Below are 22,084 nucleotides of genomic sequence, written 5' to 3' on the forward strand. Positions count from 1 at the left end.
CGGCCCCCGGGGCGTGACCCGGCAGCTCGGCGACTCAGGCGGTGTCGGCGACGTGCAGGGCGAACCACAGCTCGGCGCGGACACCGGGGGAGTCGAGATCGCGCCCCAGCAGAGCCGCGGCCCGGGTGATGCGGGCCCGCAGGGTGTGGCGGTGCACCCCGAGCCGGGACGCGGCCGGGTCCCACTGCCCGTGCTGGGCCAGCCACTCCCGCAGTGACGCGACCAGGTCGCCGCGCCGCTCGGAGTCGTGCCGGACCAGCGGGGCCAGCACCGCGTCCGCGAAGGCGCCCGCGTCCTCGGGTCGCACCAGCGCGGCGAGCCCGCTGCCGGCCAGGTCGGCGAAGCGCAGCACCGTCCGGTCGCGGCGTTCGGCGGCGTCGAGCGCCCGGCCCGCCTCGCGCAGCGCACGGCCCAGGTCACCGACCGGTGCCGGGGTGGACACCCCGGCCCGGACCCCGCGCACCCGCCCGGCGACGTCGAGCACCGCGGGCACCGACCCCGCGCCGACGACCGCCGCCACCTGTCCGTCGAGCTCGGCGTGGAAGGCCACCCCGGGATCGCGTTCCAGGGCGTCGAGCAGCACGTCCGGCGGCGCACCGGTGGCCCGCCCGCCCAGCGCGACGGCGACCAGGTCCCCCGCGGGCAGCGGACCCCAGGTCTCGGCGAGCACGTCCTCGGCCCCGCAGCCGGGCAGCGTGGCCAGCGCGCGGAGCACCGCGGTCCGCACTCGGCGCTCGGCCCGCCCCGCCGCGGCGCTCCGCGCGTGGGCCAGGGTCAGCACCGACACCGCCGACCCGATGAGCTGCCGGTCGACCGGGGTGAAACGCCGGTCCCGCCCGACGACGAGCACCGCGGGCCCGATCAGCCGTACCGGCTGGAGCACGACCTGCCCGTCCCCGGCGGCGACGGTCACGCTGGACGGCCCGGGGTGCTCGCGCACCCGGTCGATCTCCGACCGCAGCAGCGCCGCCCGCCGGTCCGCACCGGCGGGCGCGGACCGGCGGACCCGGCCGTCGGCCTCGGAGATCAGCGCCCAGGCGTCGAGGCGTTCGGTGAGCCGGTCCAGCACCCGGGCGGTGCCGGTGTCCGGGTCGTCCTCGCCCAGGGCGGCCGAGGTGAGCGCCCGCTGCGCCTCGTCGGTGCGGACCACCTCGGCGTAGCGGTCGGCGGCGCGCGCCTCGGCGACGGCCTTGGTCAGCGCCAGGAACGGGGTGCGCTCGGGGACCTCCAGCAGTGCCAGCCCGGCCCGCTCGCTGGCCTCGCGCAGCGCGGGGAGCAGGTCGTCGTGCCCCAACCCGCAGCCGAACCCGAGCCCGGCGAGCCCGTGCGCGACGAGCCGGGCCACGTAGCCGGCCGGGTCGGGGTCGACGACGCCGACGCCGCGGTCGCCGCCGCCGAGGCGGTCGGCTACCCGGTGATGCTCAAGGCCGCCGCCGGCGGCGGGGGCCGGGGCATCCGGATCGTCGCCGACGCCGAGGAGCTGCGCACCGCGTTCGGGCAGGCCTCGACCGAGGCGGAGAAGGCGTTCGGCGACGGCACCATGTACCTGGAGCGGTTCGTCGAGCGTGCCCGGCACGTCGAGGTGCAGGTCCTCGGCGACGGCCGGGACGCCGTCCACCTGTTCGAGCGGGAGTGCTCGCTGCAGCGCCGCAGGCAGAAGGTCGTCGAGGAGGCCGGGTCGCCGGGCATCACCGAGGCGACCCGGGGCGCCATGACGGCCGCGGCGGTCGCCCTGTGCCGCGATGTCGGCTACACCTCGGCCGGCACCGTGGAGTTCCTCGTCGACGACCGCACGGGCGAGTTCTTCTTCATCGAGATGAACACCCGCATCCAGGTCGAGCACCCCACCACCGAGCTCGTCACCGGCATCGACCTGGTCGCCGAGCAGCTGCGCATCGCCGCGGGGGAGCCGCTGCGGTTCACCCAGGACGCCGTCGAACGGCGCGGGCACGCGATCGAGTTCCGGGTCTGCGCGGAGGACCCGGAGCGGGACTTCCTGCCCCAGCCCGGCGGTGTCGGGCGGGTCACGCTGCCGTCCGGGCCGTGGGTGCGCTGCGACACCTGGCTGGAGCCCGACGGGACCGTCCCGCCCTACTACGACTCGCTGCTCGCGAAGGTCGTGGTGTGGGGTGCCGACCGGACCGAGGCGCTGGCCCGGTCCCGGCGCGCGCTCGACGAGTTCTCCGTCGCCGGGATCCCGACCACCGCCGGGCTGCTCCGCACCCTGGCGGGTGAGCCGTGGGTGGCCGACGCCGACTTCCACACCGGGACCCTCGAGCAGTGGCTGGCCGAAGGGAAGGGGACCTCATGAGCGCCCGCTACAGCTGGGGCGGTGACGAGTTCGTGTTCGTCGAGCTGGCCGAGGACATGAGCCTGCAGGCCAACTTCAAGGCCGTCGCGATCACGAACCTGCTCCGCGAGGAGCGACCGGACGGGATCCTGGAGATCTGTCCGGCCAACGCCTCCTACCAGGTGCGCTACGACCCCGACGTGCTCGATCCGCACGTGCTGCTGGGGCAGCTGAGGGGGCTGGAGGCCCGGGTCGGCGACGCGCTCGGGGTGACCCTGGACTGCCGGGTCGTGGAGATCCCGGTGCTCTACCAGGATCCGTGGACGACCGAGACGCTGCTGCGGTTCCGGGACCGGCACCAGGACCCGGAGGCCACCGACATCGAGTACGCGGCCCGGATCAACGGCTACTCGGGTGTGGAGGAGTTCATCGCCGCGCACTCGGGCTCGCCGTGGTTCACCTCGATGGTCGGGTTCGTGGCGGGGTTGCCGTTCACGTACCAGATGGTGCCCCGGGAGCGGCAGATCATCGTGCCGAAGTACCTGCGTCCGCGGACCGACACCCCGAAGCAGACGGTCGGTTACGGCGGCTGTTTCTCCTGCATCTACTCGGTGCGGGGTGCCGGTGGGTATCAGATGTTCGGGATCACTCCGGCCCCGATCTACGACCCGACCCAGACCAAGCCGGACTTCGCCGAGCACATGGTCTTCATGCGGCCCGGGGACATGGTCAAGTTCCGCGGGATCGACCGCGACGAGTACGACGAGCTGGAGGCGCAGGCCCAGGCGGGGGAGTACCGGATCACCGCCCGCCCGGTCGCGTTCGACCTGCAGCCCTTCCTCGACGACCCCGACGGCTACAACACCCGCCTGCTGGAGGTGCTCGCGTGACACGCATCGAGGTCCGCAAGCCCGGTCTGTCGACCACCGTGCAGGACGGTGGCCGCTCCGGCTACTACCACCTGGGCATCCCGCCGTCGGGCGCGCTCGACCAGTACTCGCTGACCTGCGCCAACGCCCTCGTCGGGAACCCGGACGGCGCCGCCGCCCTGGAGATCGTCTACATGGGCCCGGAGCTGGCGTTCACCGGGCCGGCGACGGTCGCGGTGGCCGGCGCGACGATCGCCCCGAAGGTCAACGGCGAGGCCCGTCCGGTGTGGGAGTCCTTCGACGTCGCCGAGGGGGACGTGCTGGCCTTCGACTACCTCAAGGCCGGCGCACGCGCCTACCTGGCGGTGTCCGGCGGGATCGACGTGCCCGAGAAGTTGGCCAGCCGCGCCACCTACGCCCTCGGCGCCCTGGGTGGGCTCGACGGCCGGCCGCTGGCCGAGGGCGACGTCCTGCCCGTCGGGACCGGTACCGGCCGCGCGGGGCTCGTGGTGCCCGAGGACCTGCGGCCGTCGCTCGCGAAGGACGTCGAGGTCCGGGTCGTGATGGGGCTCTACGACCACCGGCTGACCGACCGCGGCCGCGCCACCTTCCTCGACACCACGTGGACGCTGACCCCGGTCGCGGACCGGATCGGGTTCCGCTACACCGGCGGCGAGCTGGAGACCGTCGACCGGGAGGCGCCGTTCGGTGCGGGACAGGACCCGTCGAACATCGTCGACTCGCCCTACCCGATCGGCTCCATCCAGGTCCCGGGCGGCGTCGAGCCGATCGTGCTGCACCGCGACGCGGTGTCCGGCGGCGGCTACATGATGGTGGCGACGGTGATCTCCGGGGACCTCGACGTCGTCGCCCAGTCGGCGCCGCGCACCCGCACCCGGTTCGTCGCGGTCGATCTGGAGACGGCGCTGTCGCTGCGGGCCGAGCGGAAGGACCGGCTCGGGCGGATGCACAGCGCACTGGAGCGGTGACACGTCGACTGTTCACCCGTTCGGGCTGGCCCTGCGGCTCCGTCTGGTCCGAGACTCGACGCGTCGGTGACGCGGGGCGGTACCGGACGTGGGAGAGGACCGAGCGATGAGCGGCAGGCACCGGAGGACGGCGGGCGCCGGGCTGGTCAGGCGGGTCCTGGCCGTGACGGTCTCCGCGGTCGGTGCGGTCGCTCTCGCCGCGGCGGTCGTCGTCACCGTGACGCCGACCGAGCAGCCGGTCGCGGGGCAGGCGGAGCAGACCGATCCCGGCCCGGCCGCGCCGCTCGCCGCCGGTCCCGCGATGGCCGATGGGGGCGCACCGGCACGGATGGCCGACCCGGCTCCGCTCGCGCAGGCACCGGCACGGGCGGCCGCCGACGCCGCGGCCGCCGCACCCTCCGCCGCCGTGCCCGGGGCGACCCCGCAGCCGGGGTGGTCCCGGGAGCAGGGACGGTCCGGGGGGCCCGGATCGTCGACCACGTCCGCCGGTGGGGCCGGTCCGACCCGGTCCGGCGGGGCACAGCGCGCCGTCGAGCCGCGCTCCACGACCGGTGGCACAGCCGGTCCCGGCCCGGCGGCCCCAGGCGGCGCGACCGGTGGCGCGACCGGTGGCGCGGCCGGTGACCGCACCGCGCCCGGTCCGCTCGCCGTCGAGCCCGGCGCGGGGACCACGCCGAACCCCGGCCGGGACGTCCCTCCGGCCGGCACGACGCCCTCCGACGTCACCTCCCCGTCCGACGACACCACACGTCGCGGCGACACCAGACCGGACGACCCGGCTCCGGTCGACGACACCGCTCCGGTCGACGACACAGCACCCGGCGACCTCTCCGGACGGGACCGCGACACCGGGTTCTCCGCCCCGACCGTGCCGACACCCCCGCAGCCGCGGACCGTCACGCCCACCCCGCGCGGCGACGATCCGGGCGGCGACGACCTGAACGGCGACGACCCGGCAGGCGGCGGTTCCTCCGGCGCCTCCCCGGGCGCGGTCACGCCGGCCGACCCGGGCACCGGCGCCGCGGACGGGGCACTGCTCCGGCTGCGCCTGCGGATCGCCGAGACCCCGCCCGTCGACGTCCGGGTGCCCGGCCCCGCGCTGTCGCTGCTCGGCGGCTGAGTCCGACCGGTCCGTCCGGGTGGCGCGAAGACCACCCCACCGGGCCGCCACAGGCCCGCGACGCACCCGTTCGGTGCATGGCCGTTCCTCCGTCCGCCGATCACCATCACCCCATGCGCACGGCGAGCGGCTCCACCCCGTGACCGGCCGGCACCGGTACCCCGGCTCGGCCGACCTGACGAGCCCGCGCCCGGCCGCGGTCGGGCCCGCGGCGTGGCCGCACGTCGCGGCCCGCTCCCGGGGCGCGACGACACCCACCCACTCGCGCCAGGCGCCACGACCGGTCGAGGACCGGGACCGGCCGGCGCGGGGCCGCCGTCGGCTCCGCGTCACCCTGGCGGGGGTCGTCCCGGCGGTGCTGGTCGCCGCGGTCACCGTCGCCGGACTCCTCGGTACCGGGGTGCTCGGCGGGGTGGCCCCCGCGGACCAGCGGGTCGACGACCACGTCCCGGTGCCGACCTTCGCCGCCGGGCCGACCGCCGACGATGCCTCGTCGCTCCCCGTGCCGTCGCGCTGGTACGGCTCCGGCACCGGGGTCACGTCCACCACGGTGCCCACCGCGGCGCCCACCGGGACGCCCACCGGGACGCCCACCGGGACGCCCACGGTGCCGGTCGCGGCCCGCGAGACGCGCGCGGCCGCCGTCGCCGACGGGGCGGTACGGGCGGCGACGGCCCGCATCGCGGAGGAGCGGCGGCTCGCCGACGAGCGCCGGGCCGCGGAGATCGCCGCGCAGGAGCGCCACGCTGCCGAGGTCGCCGCGCAGGAGCGCCGGGCCGCCGAGCGGCGCGCGGAGGAGCAGCGCGCCCGGGAGCAGGCCGACGCACGCCGCCGCGCTGCCGTGCCGCCGACCGAGGCCCCCACGACCCCGCCCGCCCCGGCCCCGCCGAGCAGCACCGGGCCCGACGAGCTCGGGAACGCGGCCCCGCACCGACCGGTACCTCGGCCCCGGCACCGACCGGGGGAGCCCCGCGTACCGAGGCGTCGTGAGCCGTGTCGTCCGGTTCGTGACCGTGCTCCGCCGACACCCGGCACCGCTGGCACCCGACGGGGCGAGGGAGGTTTGAGCCCCTCCTGCTCCGGCTACCGACAAGGCAGGAGGCGATCACGATGAGCGGACGGCATCGACGTCCACGCACCACGCCCGGCCGCCTGGCCCTGTTCGGCACGGTCCCACTGGTCGGCGGCGCCGGCCTGGCCGCCGCCCTCGCCGGCGCCGACGGCACGGTCCCGGCCCGGAACGTCACCCCCACTCCCACAGCCGCCACCGCCGCCGTCACGAACGGCGCGAGCGGCGGAGCCGCCGATGCGGCCGAGCCGGTCGCGGTCCCCGGACGCGGTGAGATCGTGCTGGACGCCGTCGGCGGTGCCCGCGACGCCGCCACCCGCGCAGCCGATGCACAGACCTCGGCCCGGGTCAGCACCGTGGCCGCCGAGCTCCGTGACCAGGCACGGGCCCGGGCCGAGGCGGCCCGCGCCGCCGGGGACGCCGAGTGTCAAGTCCCGGGTTCGATAGAGGCTCGGTTCTCACGCTCCGGCGGGTTGCCGGGCGGGTTCTGTGACGGCGTGCAGGGCCTCGTGCTCAACGGGCGGGATCAGGCCGAGCTCGCCGTGTAGGCGGCGGTGGTTGTACCAGTCGATGTACTCGGCGACGGCCAGCTCGAGGTCGTCGGTGCCTCGCCACGGGCCCCGGTTGCGGACGAGTTCAGCCTTGAACAGCGAGTTGAACGCCTCCGCCATCGCATTATCGTAGGAATCGCCGACCGACCCGACTGAAGCCACAGCGTCGACTTCGGCGAGTCGCTCGCCGTACCGCACGGCGACATATTGGACTCCGCGATCCGAATGGTGTATCAACTCGGAGAGGTCCGCGCCCGCCCGTTGCCGGGTCCAGATCCCCATGTTGAGCGCGTCCAGCGCGAGATCGGTGTACAGGTTACGAGAGAGCTGCCAGCCCACGATCCGTCGGGAGAACACGTCCATCACGAAAGCCGCGTACACCCATCCAGAGAACGTGCGGATGTAGGTGATGTCAGCGACCCACAGGCGGTCCTGGGCGGGTGCGGTGAAGTCCCGTTCGACCAGGTCCGGGCGCCTGTCCGCGCCCTTGGCTCGGACCGTGGTGCGCGGCACACGCAGCCGGGACACTCCACGGAGCCCGTTGCGGCGCATCAGTCGTTCCACGGTGCAGCGAGCGACCCGGCGGCCGCCTACTCCGCCTTCCCGACATAACGCCGCCCACACCTTCCGGCTGCCGTAGACGCTGAAGTTGTCGCGATGCACCCGTTCGATCTCTTTCAAAGTCTCGGCGTCGGTGAGTGCCCGCGCCGAGGGCGGTCGCTTCTTCGACGCATGGAAAGTGGACGGGGCGATCGGAACACCGGCGTCCTTCAACACCGCGCAGATCGGCTCGACCCCGAACTGTGTCTTGTTCTCCTCGATATAGTCGAGGACTACCTGCTGGGGCGGTCGAGCTCCGCCGCGAAGAAAGCCGACTTGAGAATGGCGTTCGCCCGGCGCAACTCCCGAACCTCACGTTCGAGCTCTGCGAGCCGGGTCGCGTCGTCGGTGGTCGTGCCCGGCCTGGTGCCGTTGTCGATCTCGACCTGCTTGACCCAGCCCCGCAGCGTCTCCGGGTTGATCCCCAGCTGCTCGCCGATGCGCTTGAAGATGTTCCCGCCCGCGGACGCCGGGTCGGCCTTGGCGTCCAACACGAGCCGGATCGCTCGCTCCCGCAGCTCGTCGGGGTACTTCCTCGGGGCGGCCATCGGTCGATCATCCTCCAGGCTTGATGGTCTCCATCAAACCCGGGACGAGACAGAGCTCGCCGCTTACCACCGTGACGAGGCGGCCCGCCAGGACCGGCTCGCGGACTCGTCGCGTCCCGTGCTCCTCGACGACTACACCGCCGACGGCGTCGGCAGCTCACCGCTCTGCCGTGCGGCGGACGACGTCCGGCTGGGCCCGCTCACCGCCGCCGGGCCGGAGTGCGACGACGACCCGTGGATCGCCGGGCAGATCGACGACGCGATGCGCCGCGGCGGCGTCGATCGTTCCGTCGGCTGACCCGGATCTACGGCTCGAGCACCGTCAGCCCCAGCGCCGCGCAGATCGCGCTCGCCTGGGTGGGGGAGACGATCGCCCCGCGCAGCTCACGGGGGGTGTCCGGGGTGACCTCGCCGAGGTCGCAGCCCCGTAGGTCGGCACCGTCGAGGCGGGTCGAACGCAGCACCGTGCCGCGCAGCCGGCACCGCTCGAACCGGACGTCGCGCAGGTCGGCGCCCGACAGGTCGGCCTCGGAGAGGTCGCAGTCGGCGACCCGCAGCCCGCGCATCGCGACATCGCGCACGTCCGCCAGCTGCAGCGAGCAGTCGTCCAGCACGAACGAGGTCGTCAGCCCCCGCAGACCGCGCAGGACCGTGCCGATCATCCGGCAGCCGGTGAACCGGGTGTCGCCGAGGGTCGCCCCGGCCAGCCGGGCCCCGGACAGGTCCACCCCGCTCAGCACGGCGTCGGTCAGGTCGGCCTCGCGCAGGTCGGCGCCCGCCAAGGAGGTGCCGGAGATCCGTGCCCGGTCCAGCCGCACACCGCGGAGGTCGGCGCCCGCGAGCGAGCCGCCCCGCAGGACCAGCCCGGCGAGGTCGGTCTCGCGCAGGTCGGCCTCGTCCAGGCGCGGCGCGTCCACCTCGCCACCGGCACGAGCCGCCGCGACGAGCTCGGCCTCCGTCGTCACCGCCACCACGGCGACAGCCTGGCAGGTCAGCGTGCGGCAGGGGCGTCCGGGCCCACCGGAAGGCACTGCACCGGGCGCGGGTGCTCCGGATCCAGTGCGTTGAACACGTGCTGGAGAGCGACCGGGTCGAACGCGACGGCGACGTGCTCGGCGAGGTCGGTCGGGCACCCGTCCTGCAGGACGATGTTGTGCGCCCCGTCCATCAGGCCCGAGGTGTAAGGGACGACCAGCTCGTCGTAGCGGGTGAGGATCATGGTGTAGTCGACGCCGTCGGCGCGCGGCCCGCCGTCGGAGTTCATCCGCTCCAGGAAGTCCGAGCCGCGCAGGAACTGCCGGCAGGACACACACAGCGGGTCCAGGACGAGGTCGACGGCCGGGCCGAGGCCCAGCTGCTGACCGGTGCGGTTGAGGAAGTCCAGGCCTGCGACGGTCGTGCCGTCCCACAGCGGGGTCATGCCGACGTAGCGCTCGACCTTGTCGGCACCGCCGAGGAACCGGACGTAGTAGTTCGGCATCAGCGAGCCCTCGGAGTGCCCGACGATGTCGACCTTCGCCGCTCCGGTGGCGCTGCGGACCCGGTCGACGAACACGGCGAGCTCGGCGGCGCTGTCCTCCATCGGCGCCAGGCCTCCGACCTGGGTCAGCGGCGGCGGTGCGAGGGGATTGCGGCCATAGGTCAGCGAGAACACGCAGTAGCCGCGCTCCGCCAACCGGGGGGCCATGTAGCTCCAGTTGTTGGCCTGGTTGGCCAGTAGGCCGTGCGCGAGCACGACCGGGTTCGGGTGCGCTGCCGACGGCCGGCAGCTCCAGTCGTTCGACCCGGGCGGGGGCGGGTCGAGCAGGTCGGTCAGCGAGGCGACCGGTGCAGGCTGTGGCGTCGCCTGGGCCGGGGGCACCAGCGCGAGGCCGACCGTGCAGACCGCCACCGCGATCGAGACGACCGCCGCCCACCTGCGTCGATCGATGCCCTGTCGAGTCACGAGCCGCCTCCTCGGGTGCCGTCGTCACCGGATCAACGACCACGCCGAGGGGAGGTTGCTGACCGTCACCCGACAGGGCCGTCCGGGGGAGGAGCGGCTACTCCGTCCGATCCGGTTCGGCACGCCCGTTCGGCTCTGTGGCCGTGTCCTGCCGGGGCACCTGGTCCTGGCGCGGTCGTCCGCCGCGGCGCATGTTGCCGTTGGTGGTCCGCCGGGTCGGATCCACCAGGCGCTTCCACTTCGCCTGGGCCGCCTGGCGGCTCGACAGCTGGGCCTGCACGGCGTCGGCGACCTCCTTCCACGTCATGCCCCCGGCCCGCAGGGTGCGGATCAGGTCGCGCTCGTAGTAGTCGGCCAGCCGGCGCATCTCCTGCACCAGGGCGTACCAGGCGGCGGCCCCGTCGTGGGTGAGGACGCCGTCGGCGGCGCGCTCCTTCATCCCGTCCATCTGCTGGGTGATGGACTCCCGCTTCTTCGCGATCGACGGATCGGCCCGTTCCAGCCAGCGCTGCGCTTCCTCGTACCTCACGGGGTCAATGTTTCATTGACGGAACCCTGAGGTCAACCGTTGGGCGACCCCGGCGTGTCGCCGGGGAACCGACGGCCACGGCGACACGGCCGCCCCATCGGATCGGGGCCGGCCGGCGTGACAGTGGAGGGAACCGCGGCCACGCCCGGCCGCACGGTCGGCGGGTTACCGGGACACGGTCCGGGCCGGACGACAGGGGAAGGAGCGGGCAGGACCGGCGCCGTCACGGCGAGGCCACACCCGGGGTCACCAGACCCGGGTCCCCGGCGGGCGCCGCCGGGGACGTTCTGTATCGCCCTGAGGTGCCCCGTACGACTCCGTGCACGGCGTCGGGCGGGGGAGTGCGCCCCGCGGAAGGACACGGGCGGAGGTCCCGAGCCCGCCGGGGTGGGTCGCGGCCCTACCGCGTGGACGGGACGGTCACGGGACGAGCACGAGCTTGCCGCCGGTACGGCGGGACAGGCTGAGCGAGGCCGCGTCCTGGACGCGGTCGAAGGTGTAGGTGCCGGCGACCGGAACGGCCAGGACGCCCTCGCCCGCGAGCCGGGCGATCCCGTCCATCAGGTCGTAGCGCATCGCGGTGCTGGTCCGGACGCCCAGCTCGGATGCGGCGGCGAAGTCCGACACGGTGAGGACACGGTCAGCGACTCCGGTCAGCTCGATCAGGGCCGGCAGCGAGCCGCCTGCCGGGCTGGGGCGGTCGGCGCGGTCTATCCGCCCCCCGGTCGGCGTGGCGTCCAGCGCGCGGTCCACCGGCCCCCGGGCCAGCTGGCGGACGCGCGCGACCATTCCCTCCCCGTAGGGCGTGACCCGGGCGCCGACCTGTTCCAGGGCGGCAGTCCGGGTCGGCCCGGCCGTGGCGACCACTCGCAGACCCCGGTGCCGTGCGAGGCGCACGGCCGTCTCGCCCACGGTGGTGCCCGCGCCGTGGACGAGCAGCAGCTCGCCCGGCCGGACACCGAGGTCGTCGAGCGCACGCCACGCGGTCTCGGCAGCCACCGGCAGCGCGGCGGCCTGCTCGGCGGTGACCCCCTCGGGAACGGGTGCCCAGGCCGGCATGAGCGTGTACTCGGCGGCGCCGGCCGTCGGACCGTCGAAGCAGGCCGGGCCGAACACACGGTCTCCGATGCGGACGTCGTGGACTCCCGGGCCGAGCGCGTCGACGGTCCCCGCCACCTCCAGGCCGAGGCCACGGGGCAGAACCGGGAGGACGTCGGCGAGCAGGCCGTCCGCGAGATGCCAGTCGGCCGGTGTCAGCCCGCAGGCCTGCACGGAGATCCGGATCCGGCCGGGGCCCGGCTCGGGCCGGGCGACCTCGGCGAGCACGATCACGTCCGGGGAGCCGAACCTGTGGAACTGCAGAGCTCTCATGACGGCCCCTCAGTGATAACAGCACCTGTTGTCACCAACGATAGCAGGCGACGACAGTGCCTGTCGTCGTATCCTGACGGGTATGCCGCGCTGGGAATCCGACGCACAGGGCCGGCTCGAACGCGCGGCCCTGGACCTGTTCGAGACCCACGGGTTCGACCGCACCTCGGTCGCGCAGATCGCGGACGCCGCAGGCCTCAAGGAGCGCTCGTTCTACCGCTACTTCCCCGACAAGCGGGAGGTCCTCTTCGCCGGCGGGGAGATCGAGGCGCACCTCGTCGAGCAGATGGAGGCGGCCGACCCCGGTCTGGCGCCGATCGACGTGCTCCTGTCCGCGCTGGGGAGCGCCGAGGGGCTCCTCCGCCCGCGCGGGTACCTCCGGCGCCGCGGGAGGGTGATCGCGGCCAACCCGGCGCTGGCCGAGCGCGATCTGATCAAGCTCGCCGACATCGCCGAGGCACTGGCCCCGGCTCTCGAACGCCGGGGTGTCGACCCCGGCACGGCGCGCTTCCTCGTCGATGTGGTCCTGGCGATCCACCGGCGAGCCGTCTCCCGCTGGCTGGCCGAGGAGGACGCCACACTCGCCGAGCTCATGGCCGAGGCCACCGCCGAGCTGCGTGCGGCGATGGCAGCACCGCCTCGGACGTCCCCCGGGCCGCCCGAGGACGGCGGCGGATCGTCGTAGCACCTCCGCCGCGGAGGAGCCGGCGCGATCCTCGACCACCGCCGGAGCCGATCCACCGCCCGCTCGGCGGCGGGATCTCGGGTCCCGCCGGCCCCCGGGGTCCTTCCTGTGGTGTGTCCGGACGGTGCCCGAGCAGTCTCGGCCTCTTCATGTCAATGGAGCGTTGACACGTTCTGATCGTCATCCGAACAACGACCACAGACCTGCCAGGACGACGCCCAGGACAGGGAGGCGGTACTCAGGCCAGGAGAGACCGAGCCCGTGATGGGGCCGGGTGGACCCGAGCCGGGCTGCGGGGGAGCGGGGGCCTGCCCGCCGGCACCGGAGGCCCGTAGCGGTGCGCTCGGCGCGCCCGGTGGCTCGTCGAGTACCTCCGTGTGGTGCCGGACGGTCCAGGAGCCGTTCAGGACGCCCTGAACGGCGCTGTACGGGCCCCGGGGCCGCCGCCGGGTCATAGGAGCACTGTCGTTGCCGCAGCCCCCGCGGCGCTCTCTCATCCCTCGCTGCCGGCGGGATGCGCCGTGGGACAGACCGGTACGCCACAACGTCCGCCGGGTGCGAGGGGAGCCGGCCCATCCAGACGTCGGTTGTCCTCCAGTGACAGGACCGGGTCCCGGCTGTCGGCCCCGGCTCGCTCCACCGGGCCAGCGCTCCTCCTCTGGAGCAATGAATCATTGACACGTTCTCGTGGTCAGCGAAACGACGACACATAACCCGCCTCGACCACCGAGCCGGCCGCTCGCCGGGGGAGCAGCGATCAGATCAGGGAGAGGCTGAACCCGTCGTGGGTCCGGGTGAACCCGAGCCGCTCGTAGAACCGGTGGGCGTCGGTCCGGGACCGGTCGGAGGTGAGCTGGACGAGCACCGCGCCACGACGGCGGGCCTCGTCGACGGCGTACCGGACCATGGTCGCCCCGAGACCGTCGCCGCGCCGGGACGCGGCCACCCGGACGGCCTCGATCCGGGCCCGCAGCGCACCCCGGCGGGCCAGCCCCGGGAGCAGCGTGAGCTGCAGGGTCCCGACCACCGTGCCCTCGTCGTCGGCGACCAGGAGCAGGTGCCGGGGGTCGCCGTCGACCTCGGCGAACGCGGCGAGGTAGGGAGGCAGGTCGTCCGGGGTCTCCCGGGTGGCGCCGAGCGGGTCGTCGGCCAGCAGCGCGACGACGGCGGGGACGTCACGGGCCGTGGCCCGGCGCAGGACGGGTGTGGGCACGGTGGGACCTCTCGACACGGAACGACACGGAACGGAACGACGGGGGAGCGGCTGCGGGGATCGGGCTGCCCGGAGAGTGTCCCGGAGTGATGTCGTGCGGCCGGACTGGGCGTCCGCCGGGGGAGCGGTCACCATGGCCGGCATGTCCACCGACACCCACGACCGGGCCGACGGCACCACCCCCGCCGCCGCGTCCGCTCCCGCACCGGCCGGCGGCGACCCCGTCACGGTCTCGTTCACCCGTCGCGCCGACCCCGGTCACGCCGCGGAGATGACGGCCTGGATCCGCGCCGGCCTGCTCATGGCCGAAGGGTTCCCCGGCTTCCTCGGCGGCGGCTGGGTCCGCAGCCGCGACGGCTCCGACGAGTGGCACATGCTGGCCCGCTTCGACTCCCCGGAGTCGCTCGGGCGCTGGGAGGCCAGCCCGGAGCGTCGCTGGTGGCTCGGCTCCGCCCAGGGCCTGGCCGAGATGACCAGGGCCGAGCGCCGCACCGGCATCGAGGGCTGGTTCGACCAGCCCGCCGCGGTCGAGACCGCGGGCCCGCCCCAGATCACCCCGCCGCGCTGGAAGCAGGCGACGACGATCTGGCTCGTCTTCTTCCCGATGAACCTGCTCGCCACGGTGACCCTCGGCGCGCTAATCGCCGACTGGCCCGTCGTGCCGCGGCTGGCGGTGACGACGATCGTCCTGACCCCGGTCATGGTGTACGTGATGCTGCCCTGGATCACCCGGGTGCTGGAGTGGTGGCTGCAAGGCCGTCGGTTCCGCGACCGGCACCACGTCCCGGTGGGCTGATCACCCCTGGGGGCTCCCCGGATCACGCGGAGCGAGGCCGCTACCGTCGTTCGGTGCTCACCTCCGAAGCGACGGTCGCCGCGCCGGCTCCGGTCGACACGCTCCGCGACCGTCGACGCCTGCGCTGGGCGGGTCGGCTCGGCCTCCTGGCGTTCGTGCTCGCCGTCGCGGTGCCCTTCCTGCCCGTGGTGCAGCACACGACCACGATCGTCTGGCCGTCGGCCGCCACCGGCACCGCCGACGTCAACTCGCCGCTGGTCGCGCTGCGCCCGGAGACGATGTCGGTGGTCGTCCCCGCCGACACGATCCGCAGCCTCGACGACCGCACCGACGGCGCCGCCACGGTGCTGTCCACCGTCCCGCCGGAGTCGCCGGAGGGCGCCCGCTCCGGGATGGTCCTGACCGTCGCCGACGGCCAGCTCGCGCTGGTCGACCGCGGCCAGCAGCTCGCCACGGCGCCGCTGCGGGCCGGCCCGTCGGAGGTCCGGATCACCTCCGAGGGCACGTCGACGACGATCGACCTGGGTGCCGGGGCGCAGACCTTCGAGGGGGACCTGCGGCCGCAGGTCGTGGGGATCTACTCCGACTTGGACACCGAGCTCGACCCGACCGCGGGCACCGCGGTCCGGATCACCCCGGACACCCGCTTCGACACCAGCCCCTCGGTGTGGAAGACCGCCGCCACCGCGGTCGCCGCGGTGGCGTTGCTGGGCTCGCTGCTCGCGCTGGCCGGGGTCGACCGGCACCTGGGGCGCAGCCCGCACCGGGCGGGCCGCGACGCCATCGGCGGTCTCGCCGGCCGGTGGCCGCCGCGGCTGCGTCGCTGGTGGTCCCGCGCCCGGCCGCGACCGATCGACCTGATCGTCACCGTCGTGCTGGTCGGATGGGCCGCGATCGGGGGCCAGACCTCCGACGACGGGTTCACCCTCGGCATCGTGCGCGACGTCCCGACCTCGGGCTACGTCGGCAACTACTACCGCTGGTACGACGCCGCGGAGGCGCCGTTCGGCTGGTTCTACGACCTCTACGCGCTGTGGGTGCGGGTCTCGGACTCGCTGCTCTGGCTGCGGCTGCCCTCGGTGCTGATGGGGATCATGGCCTGGTGGCTGGTCTCCCGCGGCCTGCTGCCGCGCCTGGGCCGTCAGGCCCGCCGCTCCCGTGCCGCCACCTGGGCCGCGGGGATGGTGTTCCTGGCGTTCTGGATGGCCTACAACTCCGGGCTGCGTCCCGAACCGGTCGTCGTCGTGTGCTCGCTGCTGGCGCTGGTCTGCGTGGAGCGGGCGCTGGCCCTGCAGCGGCTGCTCCCGATCGCGCTCGGCCTGTTCGCGGCCTCCATGGCGGTCGGGGCGAACCCGGCAGGCCTGATCGCGACCGCGCCGTTCATCGCCGGTGTGCGCCCGCTGTGGCACCTGCTCGCGGCCCGGATCCGGACCGTCGGCGCGGTACCGGTGCTGGCGCCGCTGCTGGCCTCGGGCACCGCCATCCTGATGATCGCCTGGGCCGACCAGAGCTGGGCAGCGGTGATCGACTCCACCCGACTGCGGTCCGACATCGGGCCGGACTGGCCCTGGTACACCGAGATTGCCCAGCGCTACGCGCCGTTGTTCGAGGGGCTCGCGGACGGCTCCATCGCCCGCCGGTTCCCGATACTGCTGGTCATCCTCTGTCTGCTGGCCTGCGTGGTCGTGCTGATCCGGCGCAACCGCATCCCGGGCGCCGCCCTCGGGCCCGCCCAGCGCCTCATCGGCAGCACCGTGATCGCGCTGCTGATCTTCGCGTTGACCCCGACGAAGTGGACCCACCACTTCGGCGATCTCGTCGGCCTGGGTTCCGGCATGGTGGCGCTGGCCGCGATCGCCACCGGCTCGGACGTCCTGCGCTCGCTCCGCAACCGGCTCGCGTTCCTGTCCGCGGTGTTCCTGGTGGCGGCGCTGTCCGCGGCCGGGCCGAACCTGTGGTGGTACACCAACAACTGGGGCGTGCCGTGGGCCGGTGAGCAGGTCACGGTCGCCGGCTACGAGCTCTCCACGATCCTGCTGCTCGTCGCGTTGCTGCTGGCGGCGGGCGCCGGGGTCGAGCACCTGCGCGGCATCCGCGAGCAGCGCCACCCCGACCAGCTCGCCGGCGTCGAACGGACGCTGGGCCGGATCCCGCTGGTGGGCCGCTGGGTCCGGGCCCGGGACTGGCGCCGCGACGCGTCCTCGGCGCTGCGGGCGACCCGGCGGCTGCGGCTCACCTCCGCGCCGCTGGCGGTGCTGTGCGGGCTGCTCGTCACGTTCAACGTGTGGTCGATGGTCTCGGCGATCCAGGTCCGCTCCGGCACCTGGACGATGGGCGCCGACGCGCTGTCGCACCCGTTCGGCGGGTCCTGCGGGCTCGCCAGCCAGGTGTTCGCCGAGCGCCGGCCCGTCGACGGTGTGCTGCCGCCCGCCCCGGAACCGACCGGGATGGCCGCACCGGCCCGCTCCGGGCTGCTGCCGACCGTCGCCCCGCCGCCCCCGCCGGGGGAGCCGACCGCGACCCCGGCGCCGCTGCCGCCGGGTGTCGTCCCGGCGAACAGCCCCGACGCCCAGCTGCTCGACCCGAACAGCGGGGGCAGCGGCCTCGTCCGCAACGGCATCCCGCCGACCGGCGGCGGGACCGGGGCGTCCGGGTTCGAGTACGTGCTGTCCGGCGGCCTGGGCAGCGACGCGGCGCCCGCGTTCGGCAGCTACCTGCCCCACGGCGACCGCAACACCGGCACCCTGCGCACCCCCTGGATGCTGCTCACCGCCGAACAGCGCGCCGGCAGCACGCCGTTGGTCGTGACCGCGGCCGGGCGCCTGGGCAACGGGAACCGGCTGACCGTCCAGTACGCGACGCGGCTGTCCGACGGGCGGGTCCGCGTGGTCGAGCAGACCACCCTCGACGACGGGCGGGTGGAGGAGATGCCGTGGCGCGAGCTGCGGTTCGACCTGCCCGAGACCGCCCGCGCGGCGACCGAGGTCCGGATGGTCGTGCAGGACAACTCGCTCGGGGCGGACGGGTGGCTGGCGGTCGCACCGCTGCGCGCACCACAGCTGGCACCGCTGCCGCAGGTCGTGGGCAACCAGCCGATGTTCCTGGAGTACCCGGTGTCGCTGGCCAGCCCCTGCCTGCGCCCGTTCCGGACCTCCGGCGGGATCGCCGAGGTCCCGGCCTACCGGTTGCAGGCCGACGGCAGCCAGATGCGCGGCGACGGCGAGGGCTGGTCGTCCCCGCAGGCCGGCGGCCCGCTGGGCTGGATCACCGTGATCGGCAAGCAGACGGAGCTGCCCACCTACCTGGAGGGTGACCCCGGCCGGGACTGGGGGAAGGTGCAGGCGATCCAGCCGTACCGGCCGAACGCGGTCGCGCCGACCCTGGAACGTCGCGACGTCGACCGCTCCGGGCTCTACAGCTCCGGTCCGCTGCCGGCGCCGCCGCCGGGCATCCCGTCGCCGAGCCGGTGACGGGCCCCCGGCCCGCCGGGGGCCCGGGCGAGCGGGATCAGCCGCTGAACTCGACCGCGGGTGCCGCGGAGGGCTTCCTGCGCTTCGCGGGCGCCTCGGCCCGGGTCTCGGCCTCGGGGGTCGCCTCCGGGACGGCCTCGGCAGCGGGCGCCGGCGTGGCGGTGCTCGCCGCGCCGCCGTCCTGGGCCCGCCGGTGGGCCTCGACGACCTCGGACGGGATGCGGCCCCGCTCGGACAGCGTCCAGCCGTTCTCCCGGGCCCAGGCGCGCACCGCGCGGTTGTGCTCGCGGGTCGCGGTGTCCGAGCCGCTCGCACCGCTGCGTCGGGCAGACTGCGCGGGCACTCCCGCATTGCGTCCGGTGCGCGGGGACCCGGCGGCGCGAGCGACCCCCAGGAACGGCGCGAGCGCCTCCCGCAGCGCCGCGGCGTTGTCCGCGGTCAGGTCGATCTCGAACCGGCGACCGTCGAGCCCGAAACCGACGGTCTCGGCGGCGTCGCCGCCGGTGATGTCGTCGACCAGCCGGATCGTCTCGACCTTCGCCACTGCAGTTCCTCCCGGTTCGCCGTCCCGGATTCACCCGGGGTCGCCGGAAGCATAACGACGAGGCTTCAGGAACCGTGGGCGCCCGGTCGGGCGGAACGCCGGACCTCGCGTGACCGGACCACGCTCGGCCTGGTCGGGCGCACGTCGCGGAGCGTCCCGATCAGGACGGCGAGGGCGATCAGGACAATGACCAGCACTACTGCGACGACTGCGCTCACGATGTTCTCCTCGCCGGTCGGTACGCGGCCACCCGCCGCCGGTGAAAGTGCGATGCACCGACGATAGGAGCGTGCCGATTGGGTCGGCGCGGTATTTGAGCAATTCTTGAGCAGAGCCGGCCGGGGAAGGACGGGGACGGTCACATGGAGATCGACACCGACGACCTGTCCGGGGCGGAGGTCCAGGGGTTCCTCGCCGCGCACGTCGCCGACATGCACGCCCAGGGCCGTCGGAGAGCATGCACGCCCTGGACCTCGACGCGCTCCGCGGGCCGGGTGTGACCCTGTGCGTCGCCCGCGACGACGACGGCACCCTGCTCGGCTGCGGCACGCTGAGCACGTTGGCAGCCGGGGCGGTGCCCGAGCACCCGGCCGCGGAGATCAAGTCCATGCGGACGGCCGAGCACGCCCGCGGTCGCGGTGTGGGCGCCGCGGTGCTGACCCGGCTGCTCGACGCCGCGCGTGAACGCGGACACCGGGCGGTGTACCTGGAGACGGGCTCGGGGGAGTACTGGGCCCCGGCCCGGCGGCTCCACGAGCGTTCCGGCTTCGTCCGCTGCCCGCCGTTCGCCGACTACCCGGTCGATCCGTTGAGCGCGCACTACCGGCGCGAGGTGTGATCGGGCCGTCATGTGATCCCGCTCTCGCCCGGCTGCGAGATGTGATCTAGAATGCTCTACGAGCCGTAGAACACGGTGCCGACGCCGGACCGTTCGAGGGTCCTCCCACCCGGGCGTCGGGCCCCACCGCGCCGCCTCAGCGCCGGAGGTCCGTCCCGGGGCGCGGGGACGGGAATGAGGGCCACGGGAATGACGGTCGAAGCGCGTCTGGTCAACGCCGACCTGCGCCGCAAGCGTTCGGTGGATCTGGCACAGCTGATCCACGAACAACACGGGGGACCGGTCACCGCGCTGCGCACGGGACTGCTGGCCTACCCCTACCCGCAGCCGGTGCTCGACCGGCACCGCGTGCGGACCGTCGTCCCGGCGATGCGGGGGGCCGGCGAGCTGACGCTGGTGGCCTCGACCGCGCCGGACACGAGCTCCCCGGCGGCCGGTGTGGGGATCTGGGAGCTCGCCGTCACCGGGTCGGAGCCGCTGGCGCGCGGCGAGGCCGAGGGCTGGGCACGGGCCGTGTTCGGGTACCGCTGCGCTCCGCTGGTGTACCGGCGCCGGACGGGCGGGTTGTTCCACCGCCCGACCGGCGCCGAGTTCGTCGTCTTCCACGGGGTGCACGGTCCGATGCACCCCTCCGACGTCGAGGAGTACGGCGCGAACGCCTGTGCGTGAGTCTCAGAGCCGGAAGGAGCGCAGCCAGACGGTCTGCGCGGCCCGGCGGAGCGCCGACAGCACGTCCTCGGGCAGGACCTGGTCGGTGTCGGTCAGCACGTAGCCGAGGTCACCGCCGGTGGACAGCGCCTGCCCGACGACGTTGACGCCGGCGTCGGCCAGCAGCCTGTTGATGTCGGCGAGCACGCCCGGGGTGCTCGTGTGCAGGTAAGCGGTCCGGAACACCCCGGGCGGGTTCGGGGCGCTGACATTGGGCAGGTTGACCGACAGGGGAGTGGCGCCCAGCTGCACGAAGTCGAGCAGCTTGCGCGAGACGAACGCCCCGATGCCCTCCTGCGCCTCCTGGGTGGATCCGCCGATGTGCGGGGTCAGGATCACGTTGTCCAGGCCGCGCAGCGGCGAGTCGAACTGGTCACCCTGGGCCTTGGGCTCGACCGGGAACACGTCGACGGCGGCACCCGCGATGTGCCCGGACAGGATGTTCTCCCGCAGCGCCAGCTCGTCGATGACCATGCCGCGCGAGGCGTTGATGAACATCGAGCGGGGCTTCATCCGGGCGAACTGCTCGGCGCCGAACAGGCCGGCGTTGCCGGGGCGGCCGTCGACGTGGATGGAGACGACGTCGGACTCGGCCAGCAGGGCGTCCAGGCTCGGCATCCGCCGGGCGTTGCCGTGGGCGAGCCGGTCGGCGGTGTCGTAGAACACGACCTGCAGCCCGATGGCCTCGGCCATGTTGGACAGCTGGGTGCCGATGTTGCCGTACCCGACGATGCCCAGGGTGCGGCCGCGGATCTCGTGGGCGCCCTTGGCCGACTTGTCCCAGACGCCCTCGTGCATCCGCTGGGTCTTCTCGGTCAGCCGCCGCGCCAGGACGACGATCTCGCCGATGACCAGCTCGACGACGCTGCGCGTGTTGGAGTACGGCGCGTTGAACACCGCGATGCCGCGCTCGGCGGCCGCGGCGAGGTCGACCTGGTTGGTGCCGATGCAGAAGCAGCCGACGGCGAGCAGATCCTTCGCTGCGTCGAGCATCTCGGCGGTGATCGTGGTGTTGGAGCGGATGCCGAGCAGCTGCACACCGTCGAGCGCCTCGCGCAGTTCGTCGCCGCTGAGCGACCCGGGTCGGGTCTCGACCTCGAAGCCGTCGCGTCGGAACGCCTCGGCCGCGCCGGGGTGGATGTTTTCCAGCAGCAGGACCTTCACGTGTCCAACCTAGGACGCCGGATGGGCGGCGGGGGTATCGGGGCCGGGGAGCGGGGTACCGGAGTCATGCCATCCCTGCGATTGGTCATCGCGTCAGTCCTTCGTCTGATCGTGCGTTCGAAGGGTGCCTCGCTGGCCATCCCCCTGGCCGTGGATCTGTGGACAGCCGGTGATCTCGGGGCATCGACGTCGTCAGCATCGCCCGCGCCCGGTGAGACGGATGAGCAGGCGGCGGAGCTCGGAGAGCTCGTCGGCGGTGAGGTCAGCGGCCAGCTCGGGCTCGAGGGCCTGCATGCGGGCGACGTTTCGCCGGCGCAGGCCCTCGCCCGCTGCGGTGACCCTGATCAGACGGTCCCGCCCCGAGTCCGGGTCGGCTACCGAGTTCCAGCACGCCCGCGGCGACGAGCTCGCGCGGGACCGCGTGGACGTGCTGGCGGCTGACCCCCATCGACCGCGCGACGTCCTTGGGCCGGCCACCGGCCGGCGGCAGATGGGACAGCACCACGGCTGCACTGGCGCTGATGCGCGCGTCCCCCTCGGCGTGGGCACGCTGGTCGAGCTGTTCGTTGAACCAGCGAAACCCCTCACGTAAGAGTCCCACCAGCGGAGTCGGCGCCTCGGTGTTCTCGTGCAGCCGGTGCGTCATCGACGCATCTGTTCGCGATGGTCTCGGCATCCGCCTACTCTAACTGTCATTCAAATTGACGATCCACGGTCGGGGCGGGGAAGTTCGACCACTGCGCGACGCATCCGCTTCCGACACCGATCGACGTCGGGGCGATGGC

The 22,084-nt window shown here is 74.1% G+C and carries 22 protein-coding genes, 1 pseudogene and 1 other annotated feature; of the genes and pseudogenes, 13 read left to right on the plus strand and 10 right to left on the minus strand.

Annotated features, from left to right (window positions below; translation table 11 throughout):
- Window positions 1-34: 34 nt before the first annotated feature.
- Entirely contained in the window at window positions 35-1,345 is a 1,311-nt protein-coding gene (locus XF36_RS10900) for a helix-turn-helix domain-containing protein (protein WP_238589213.1), read from the minus strand.
- Between XF36_RS10900 and XF36_RS10905 the strand changes: the two genes are divergently transcribed.
- The 6 genes from XF36_RS10905 to XF36_RS10930 all read left to right on the plus strand — a co-directional run bounded on the left by XF36_RS10905 (window position 1,325) and on the right by XF36_RS10930 (window position 6,885).
- The gene (locus XF36_RS10905; RefSeq protein ID WP_238589214.1) at window positions 1,325-2,311 is read left to right on the plus strand and encodes an ATP-grasp domain-containing protein; all 987 of its coding nucleotides are present in this window, start codon (window positions 1,325-1,327) and stop codon (window positions 2,309-2,311) included. The genes XF36_RS10900 and XF36_RS10905 overlap by 21 nt on opposite strands.
- A complete protein-coding gene (locus XF36_RS10910; RefSeq protein ID WP_060711911.1) occupies window positions 2,308-3,180 on the plus strand; it encodes a 5-oxoprolinase subunit B family protein in 873 nt (290 codons plus the stop codon). Before XF36_RS10905 ends, XF36_RS10910 begins: the two co-directional genes overlap by 4 nt.
- Window positions 3,177-4,148 (plus strand): biotin-dependent carboxyltransferase family protein, encoded by a 972-nt coding sequence (locus XF36_RS10915; protein ID WP_060711912.1) that lies wholly within the window; start codon window positions 3,177-3,179, stop codon window positions 4,146-4,148. The genes XF36_RS10910 and XF36_RS10915 overlap by 4 nt, the downstream gene beginning before the upstream one ends.
- Before the next feature lie 106 nt (window positions 4,149-4,254).
- Window positions 4,255-5,268, plus strand: coding sequence for a hypothetical protein (locus XF36_RS10920; RefSeq protein WP_060711913.1), 1,014 nt, complete (start codon window positions 4,255-4,257; stop codon window positions 5,266-5,268).
- A gap of 139 nt (window positions 5,269-5,407) precedes the next feature.
- Entirely contained in the window at window positions 5,408-6,382 is a 975-nt protein-coding gene (locus XF36_RS10925; protein ID WP_060711914.1) for a hypothetical protein, read from the plus strand.
- Window positions 6,379-6,885: a hypothetical protein gene (locus tag XF36_RS10930; RefSeq protein WP_060711915.1), complete on the plus strand. Its 507-nt coding sequence runs from the start codon at window positions 6,379-6,381 to the stop codon at window positions 6,883-6,885. Before XF36_RS10925 ends, XF36_RS10930 begins: the two co-directional genes overlap by 4 nt.
- Here XF36_RS10930 and XF36_RS10935 read toward each other — a convergent pair.
- A pseudogene (locus XF36_RS10935) lies at window positions 6,796-8,036 on the minus strand (IS3 family transposase). The gene XF36_RS10930 and the pseudogene XF36_RS10935 overlap by 90 nt on opposite strands.
- Window positions 7,633-7,761, minus strand: a sequence feature (AL1L pseudoknot). Its footprint overlaps the pseudogene before it by 129 nt.
- A 118-nt stretch (window positions 8,037-8,154) precedes the next feature.
- Here XF36_RS10935 and XF36_RS10945 point away from each other — a divergent pair.
- The gene (locus tag XF36_RS10945; RefSeq protein WP_060711916.1) at window positions 8,155-8,334 is read left to right on the plus strand and encodes a hypothetical protein; all 180 of its coding nucleotides are present in this window, start codon (window positions 8,155-8,157) and stop codon (window positions 8,332-8,334) included.
- A gap of 7 nt (window positions 8,335-8,341) precedes the next feature.
- Here XF36_RS10945 and XF36_RS10950 read toward each other — a convergent pair whose 3' ends face one another.
- The 4 genes from XF36_RS10950 to XF36_RS10965 all read right to left on the minus strand — a co-directional run bounded on the left by XF36_RS10950 (window position 8,342) and on the right by XF36_RS10965 (window position 11,881).
- Window positions 8,342-9,007: a pentapeptide repeat-containing protein gene (locus XF36_RS10950; protein WP_168169492.1), complete on the minus strand. Its 666-nt coding sequence runs from the start codon at window positions 9,005-9,007 to the stop codon at window positions 8,342-8,344.
- A gap of 20 nt (window positions 9,008-9,027) precedes the next feature.
- Entirely contained in the window at window positions 9,028-9,981 is a 954-nt protein-coding gene (locus tag XF36_RS10955; RefSeq protein WP_238589215.1) for an esterase/lipase family protein, read from the minus strand.
- Between the two features lie 97 nt (window positions 9,982-10,078).
- A complete protein-coding gene (locus XF36_RS10960) occupies window positions 10,079-10,510 on the minus strand; it encodes a hypothetical protein (protein WP_238589216.1) in 432 nt (143 codons plus the stop codon).
- 420 nt (window positions 10,511-10,930) lie between these two features.
- Window positions 10,931-11,881 carry an NADP-dependent oxidoreductase gene (locus XF36_RS10965; protein WP_060711918.1) on the minus strand — a complete coding sequence of 317 codons (951 nt, stop codon included), beginning with the start codon at window positions 11,879-11,881 and terminating at the stop codon, window positions 10,931-10,933.
- Window positions 11,882-11,963: 82 nt separating this feature from the next.
- Here XF36_RS10965 and XF36_RS10970 point away from each other — a divergent pair, with 82 nt between their 5' ends.
- Window positions 11,964-12,566: a TetR family transcriptional regulator gene (locus XF36_RS10970; protein ID WP_060711919.1), complete on the plus strand. Its 603-nt coding sequence runs from the start codon at window positions 11,964-11,966 to the stop codon at window positions 12,564-12,566.
- A gap of 757 nt (window positions 12,567-13,323) precedes the next feature.
- Here the strand turns inward: XF36_RS10970 and XF36_RS10975 are convergent.
- Window positions 13,324-13,779, minus strand: coding sequence for a GNAT family N-acetyltransferase (locus XF36_RS10975; protein WP_060711920.1), 456 nt, complete (start codon window positions 13,777-13,779; stop codon window positions 13,324-13,326).
- A 142-nt stretch (window positions 13,780-13,921) separates the two neighbouring features.
- Between XF36_RS10975 and XF36_RS10980 the strand changes: the two genes are divergently transcribed.
- Both XF36_RS10980 and XF36_RS10985 read left to right on the plus strand, forming a co-directional pair.
- Window positions 13,922-14,575 carry an antibiotic biosynthesis monooxygenase gene (locus XF36_RS10980; RefSeq protein ID WP_082375812.1) on the plus strand — a complete coding sequence of 218 codons (654 nt, stop codon included), beginning with the start codon at window positions 13,922-13,924 and terminating at the stop codon, window positions 14,573-14,575.
- Window positions 14,576-14,628: 53 nt separating this feature from the next.
- Entirely contained in the window at window positions 14,629-18,045 is a 3,417-nt protein-coding gene (locus tag XF36_RS10985) for an arabinosyltransferase domain-containing protein (RefSeq protein ID WP_060711921.1), read from the plus strand.
- A 37-nt stretch (window positions 18,046-18,082) separates the two neighbouring features.
- Here the strand turns inward: XF36_RS10985 and XF36_RS10990 are convergent, their stop codons facing one another.
- Both XF36_RS10990 and XF36_RS32315 read right to left on the minus strand, forming a co-directional pair.
- Window positions 18,083-18,589 carry a histone-like nucleoid-structuring protein Lsr2 gene (locus tag XF36_RS10990; protein WP_064485409.1) on the minus strand — a complete coding sequence of 169 codons (507 nt, stop codon included), beginning with the start codon at window positions 18,587-18,589 and terminating at the stop codon, window positions 18,083-18,085.
- 65 nt (window positions 18,590-18,654) lie between these two features.
- The gene (locus XF36_RS32315; RefSeq protein ID WP_168169493.1) at window positions 18,655-18,807 is read right to left on the minus strand and encodes a hypothetical protein; all 153 of its coding nucleotides are present in this window, start codon (window positions 18,805-18,807) and stop codon (window positions 18,655-18,657) included.
- Between the two features lie 144 nt (window positions 18,808-18,951).
- On the opposite strand from XF36_RS32315, the gene XF36_RS33975 reads away from it, so the two are divergent.
- The 3 genes from XF36_RS33975 (at window position 18,952) to XF36_RS11000 (ending at window position 20,096) form a co-directional block, all read left to right on the plus strand.
- Window positions 18,952-19,089: a hypothetical protein gene (locus XF36_RS33975; RefSeq protein ID WP_238589217.1), complete on the plus strand. Its 138-nt coding sequence runs from the start codon at window positions 18,952-18,954 to the stop codon at window positions 19,087-19,089.
- On the plus strand, window positions 19,047-19,427 hold the full coding sequence (locus XF36_RS10995) for a GNAT family N-acetyltransferase (protein WP_238589218.1): 381 nt from the start codon (window positions 19,047-19,049) through the stop codon (window positions 19,425-19,427). The genes XF36_RS33975 and XF36_RS10995 overlap by 43 nt, the downstream gene beginning before the upstream one ends.
- 189 nt (window positions 19,428-19,616) lie before the next feature.
- Window positions 19,617-20,096, plus strand: coding sequence for a hypothetical protein (locus XF36_RS11000; RefSeq protein ID WP_060711922.1), 480 nt, complete (start codon window positions 19,617-19,619; stop codon window positions 20,094-20,096).
- A 3-nt stretch (window positions 20,097-20,099) separates the two neighbouring features.
- Here the strand turns inward: XF36_RS11000 and serA are convergent, their stop codons facing one another.
- Window positions 20,100-21,299: a phosphoglycerate dehydrogenase gene (gene serA, locus XF36_RS11005; RefSeq protein WP_060711923.1), complete on the minus strand. Its 1,200-nt coding sequence runs from the start codon at window positions 21,297-21,299 to the stop codon at window positions 20,100-20,102.
- Between the last annotated feature and the right edge of the window lie 785 nt (window positions 21,300-22,084).

This window comes from Pseudonocardia sp. HH130629-09 (genome assembly GCF_001294645.1).
GTDB lineage: Bacteria > Actinomycetota > Actinomycetes > Mycobacteriales > Pseudonocardiaceae > Pseudonocardia.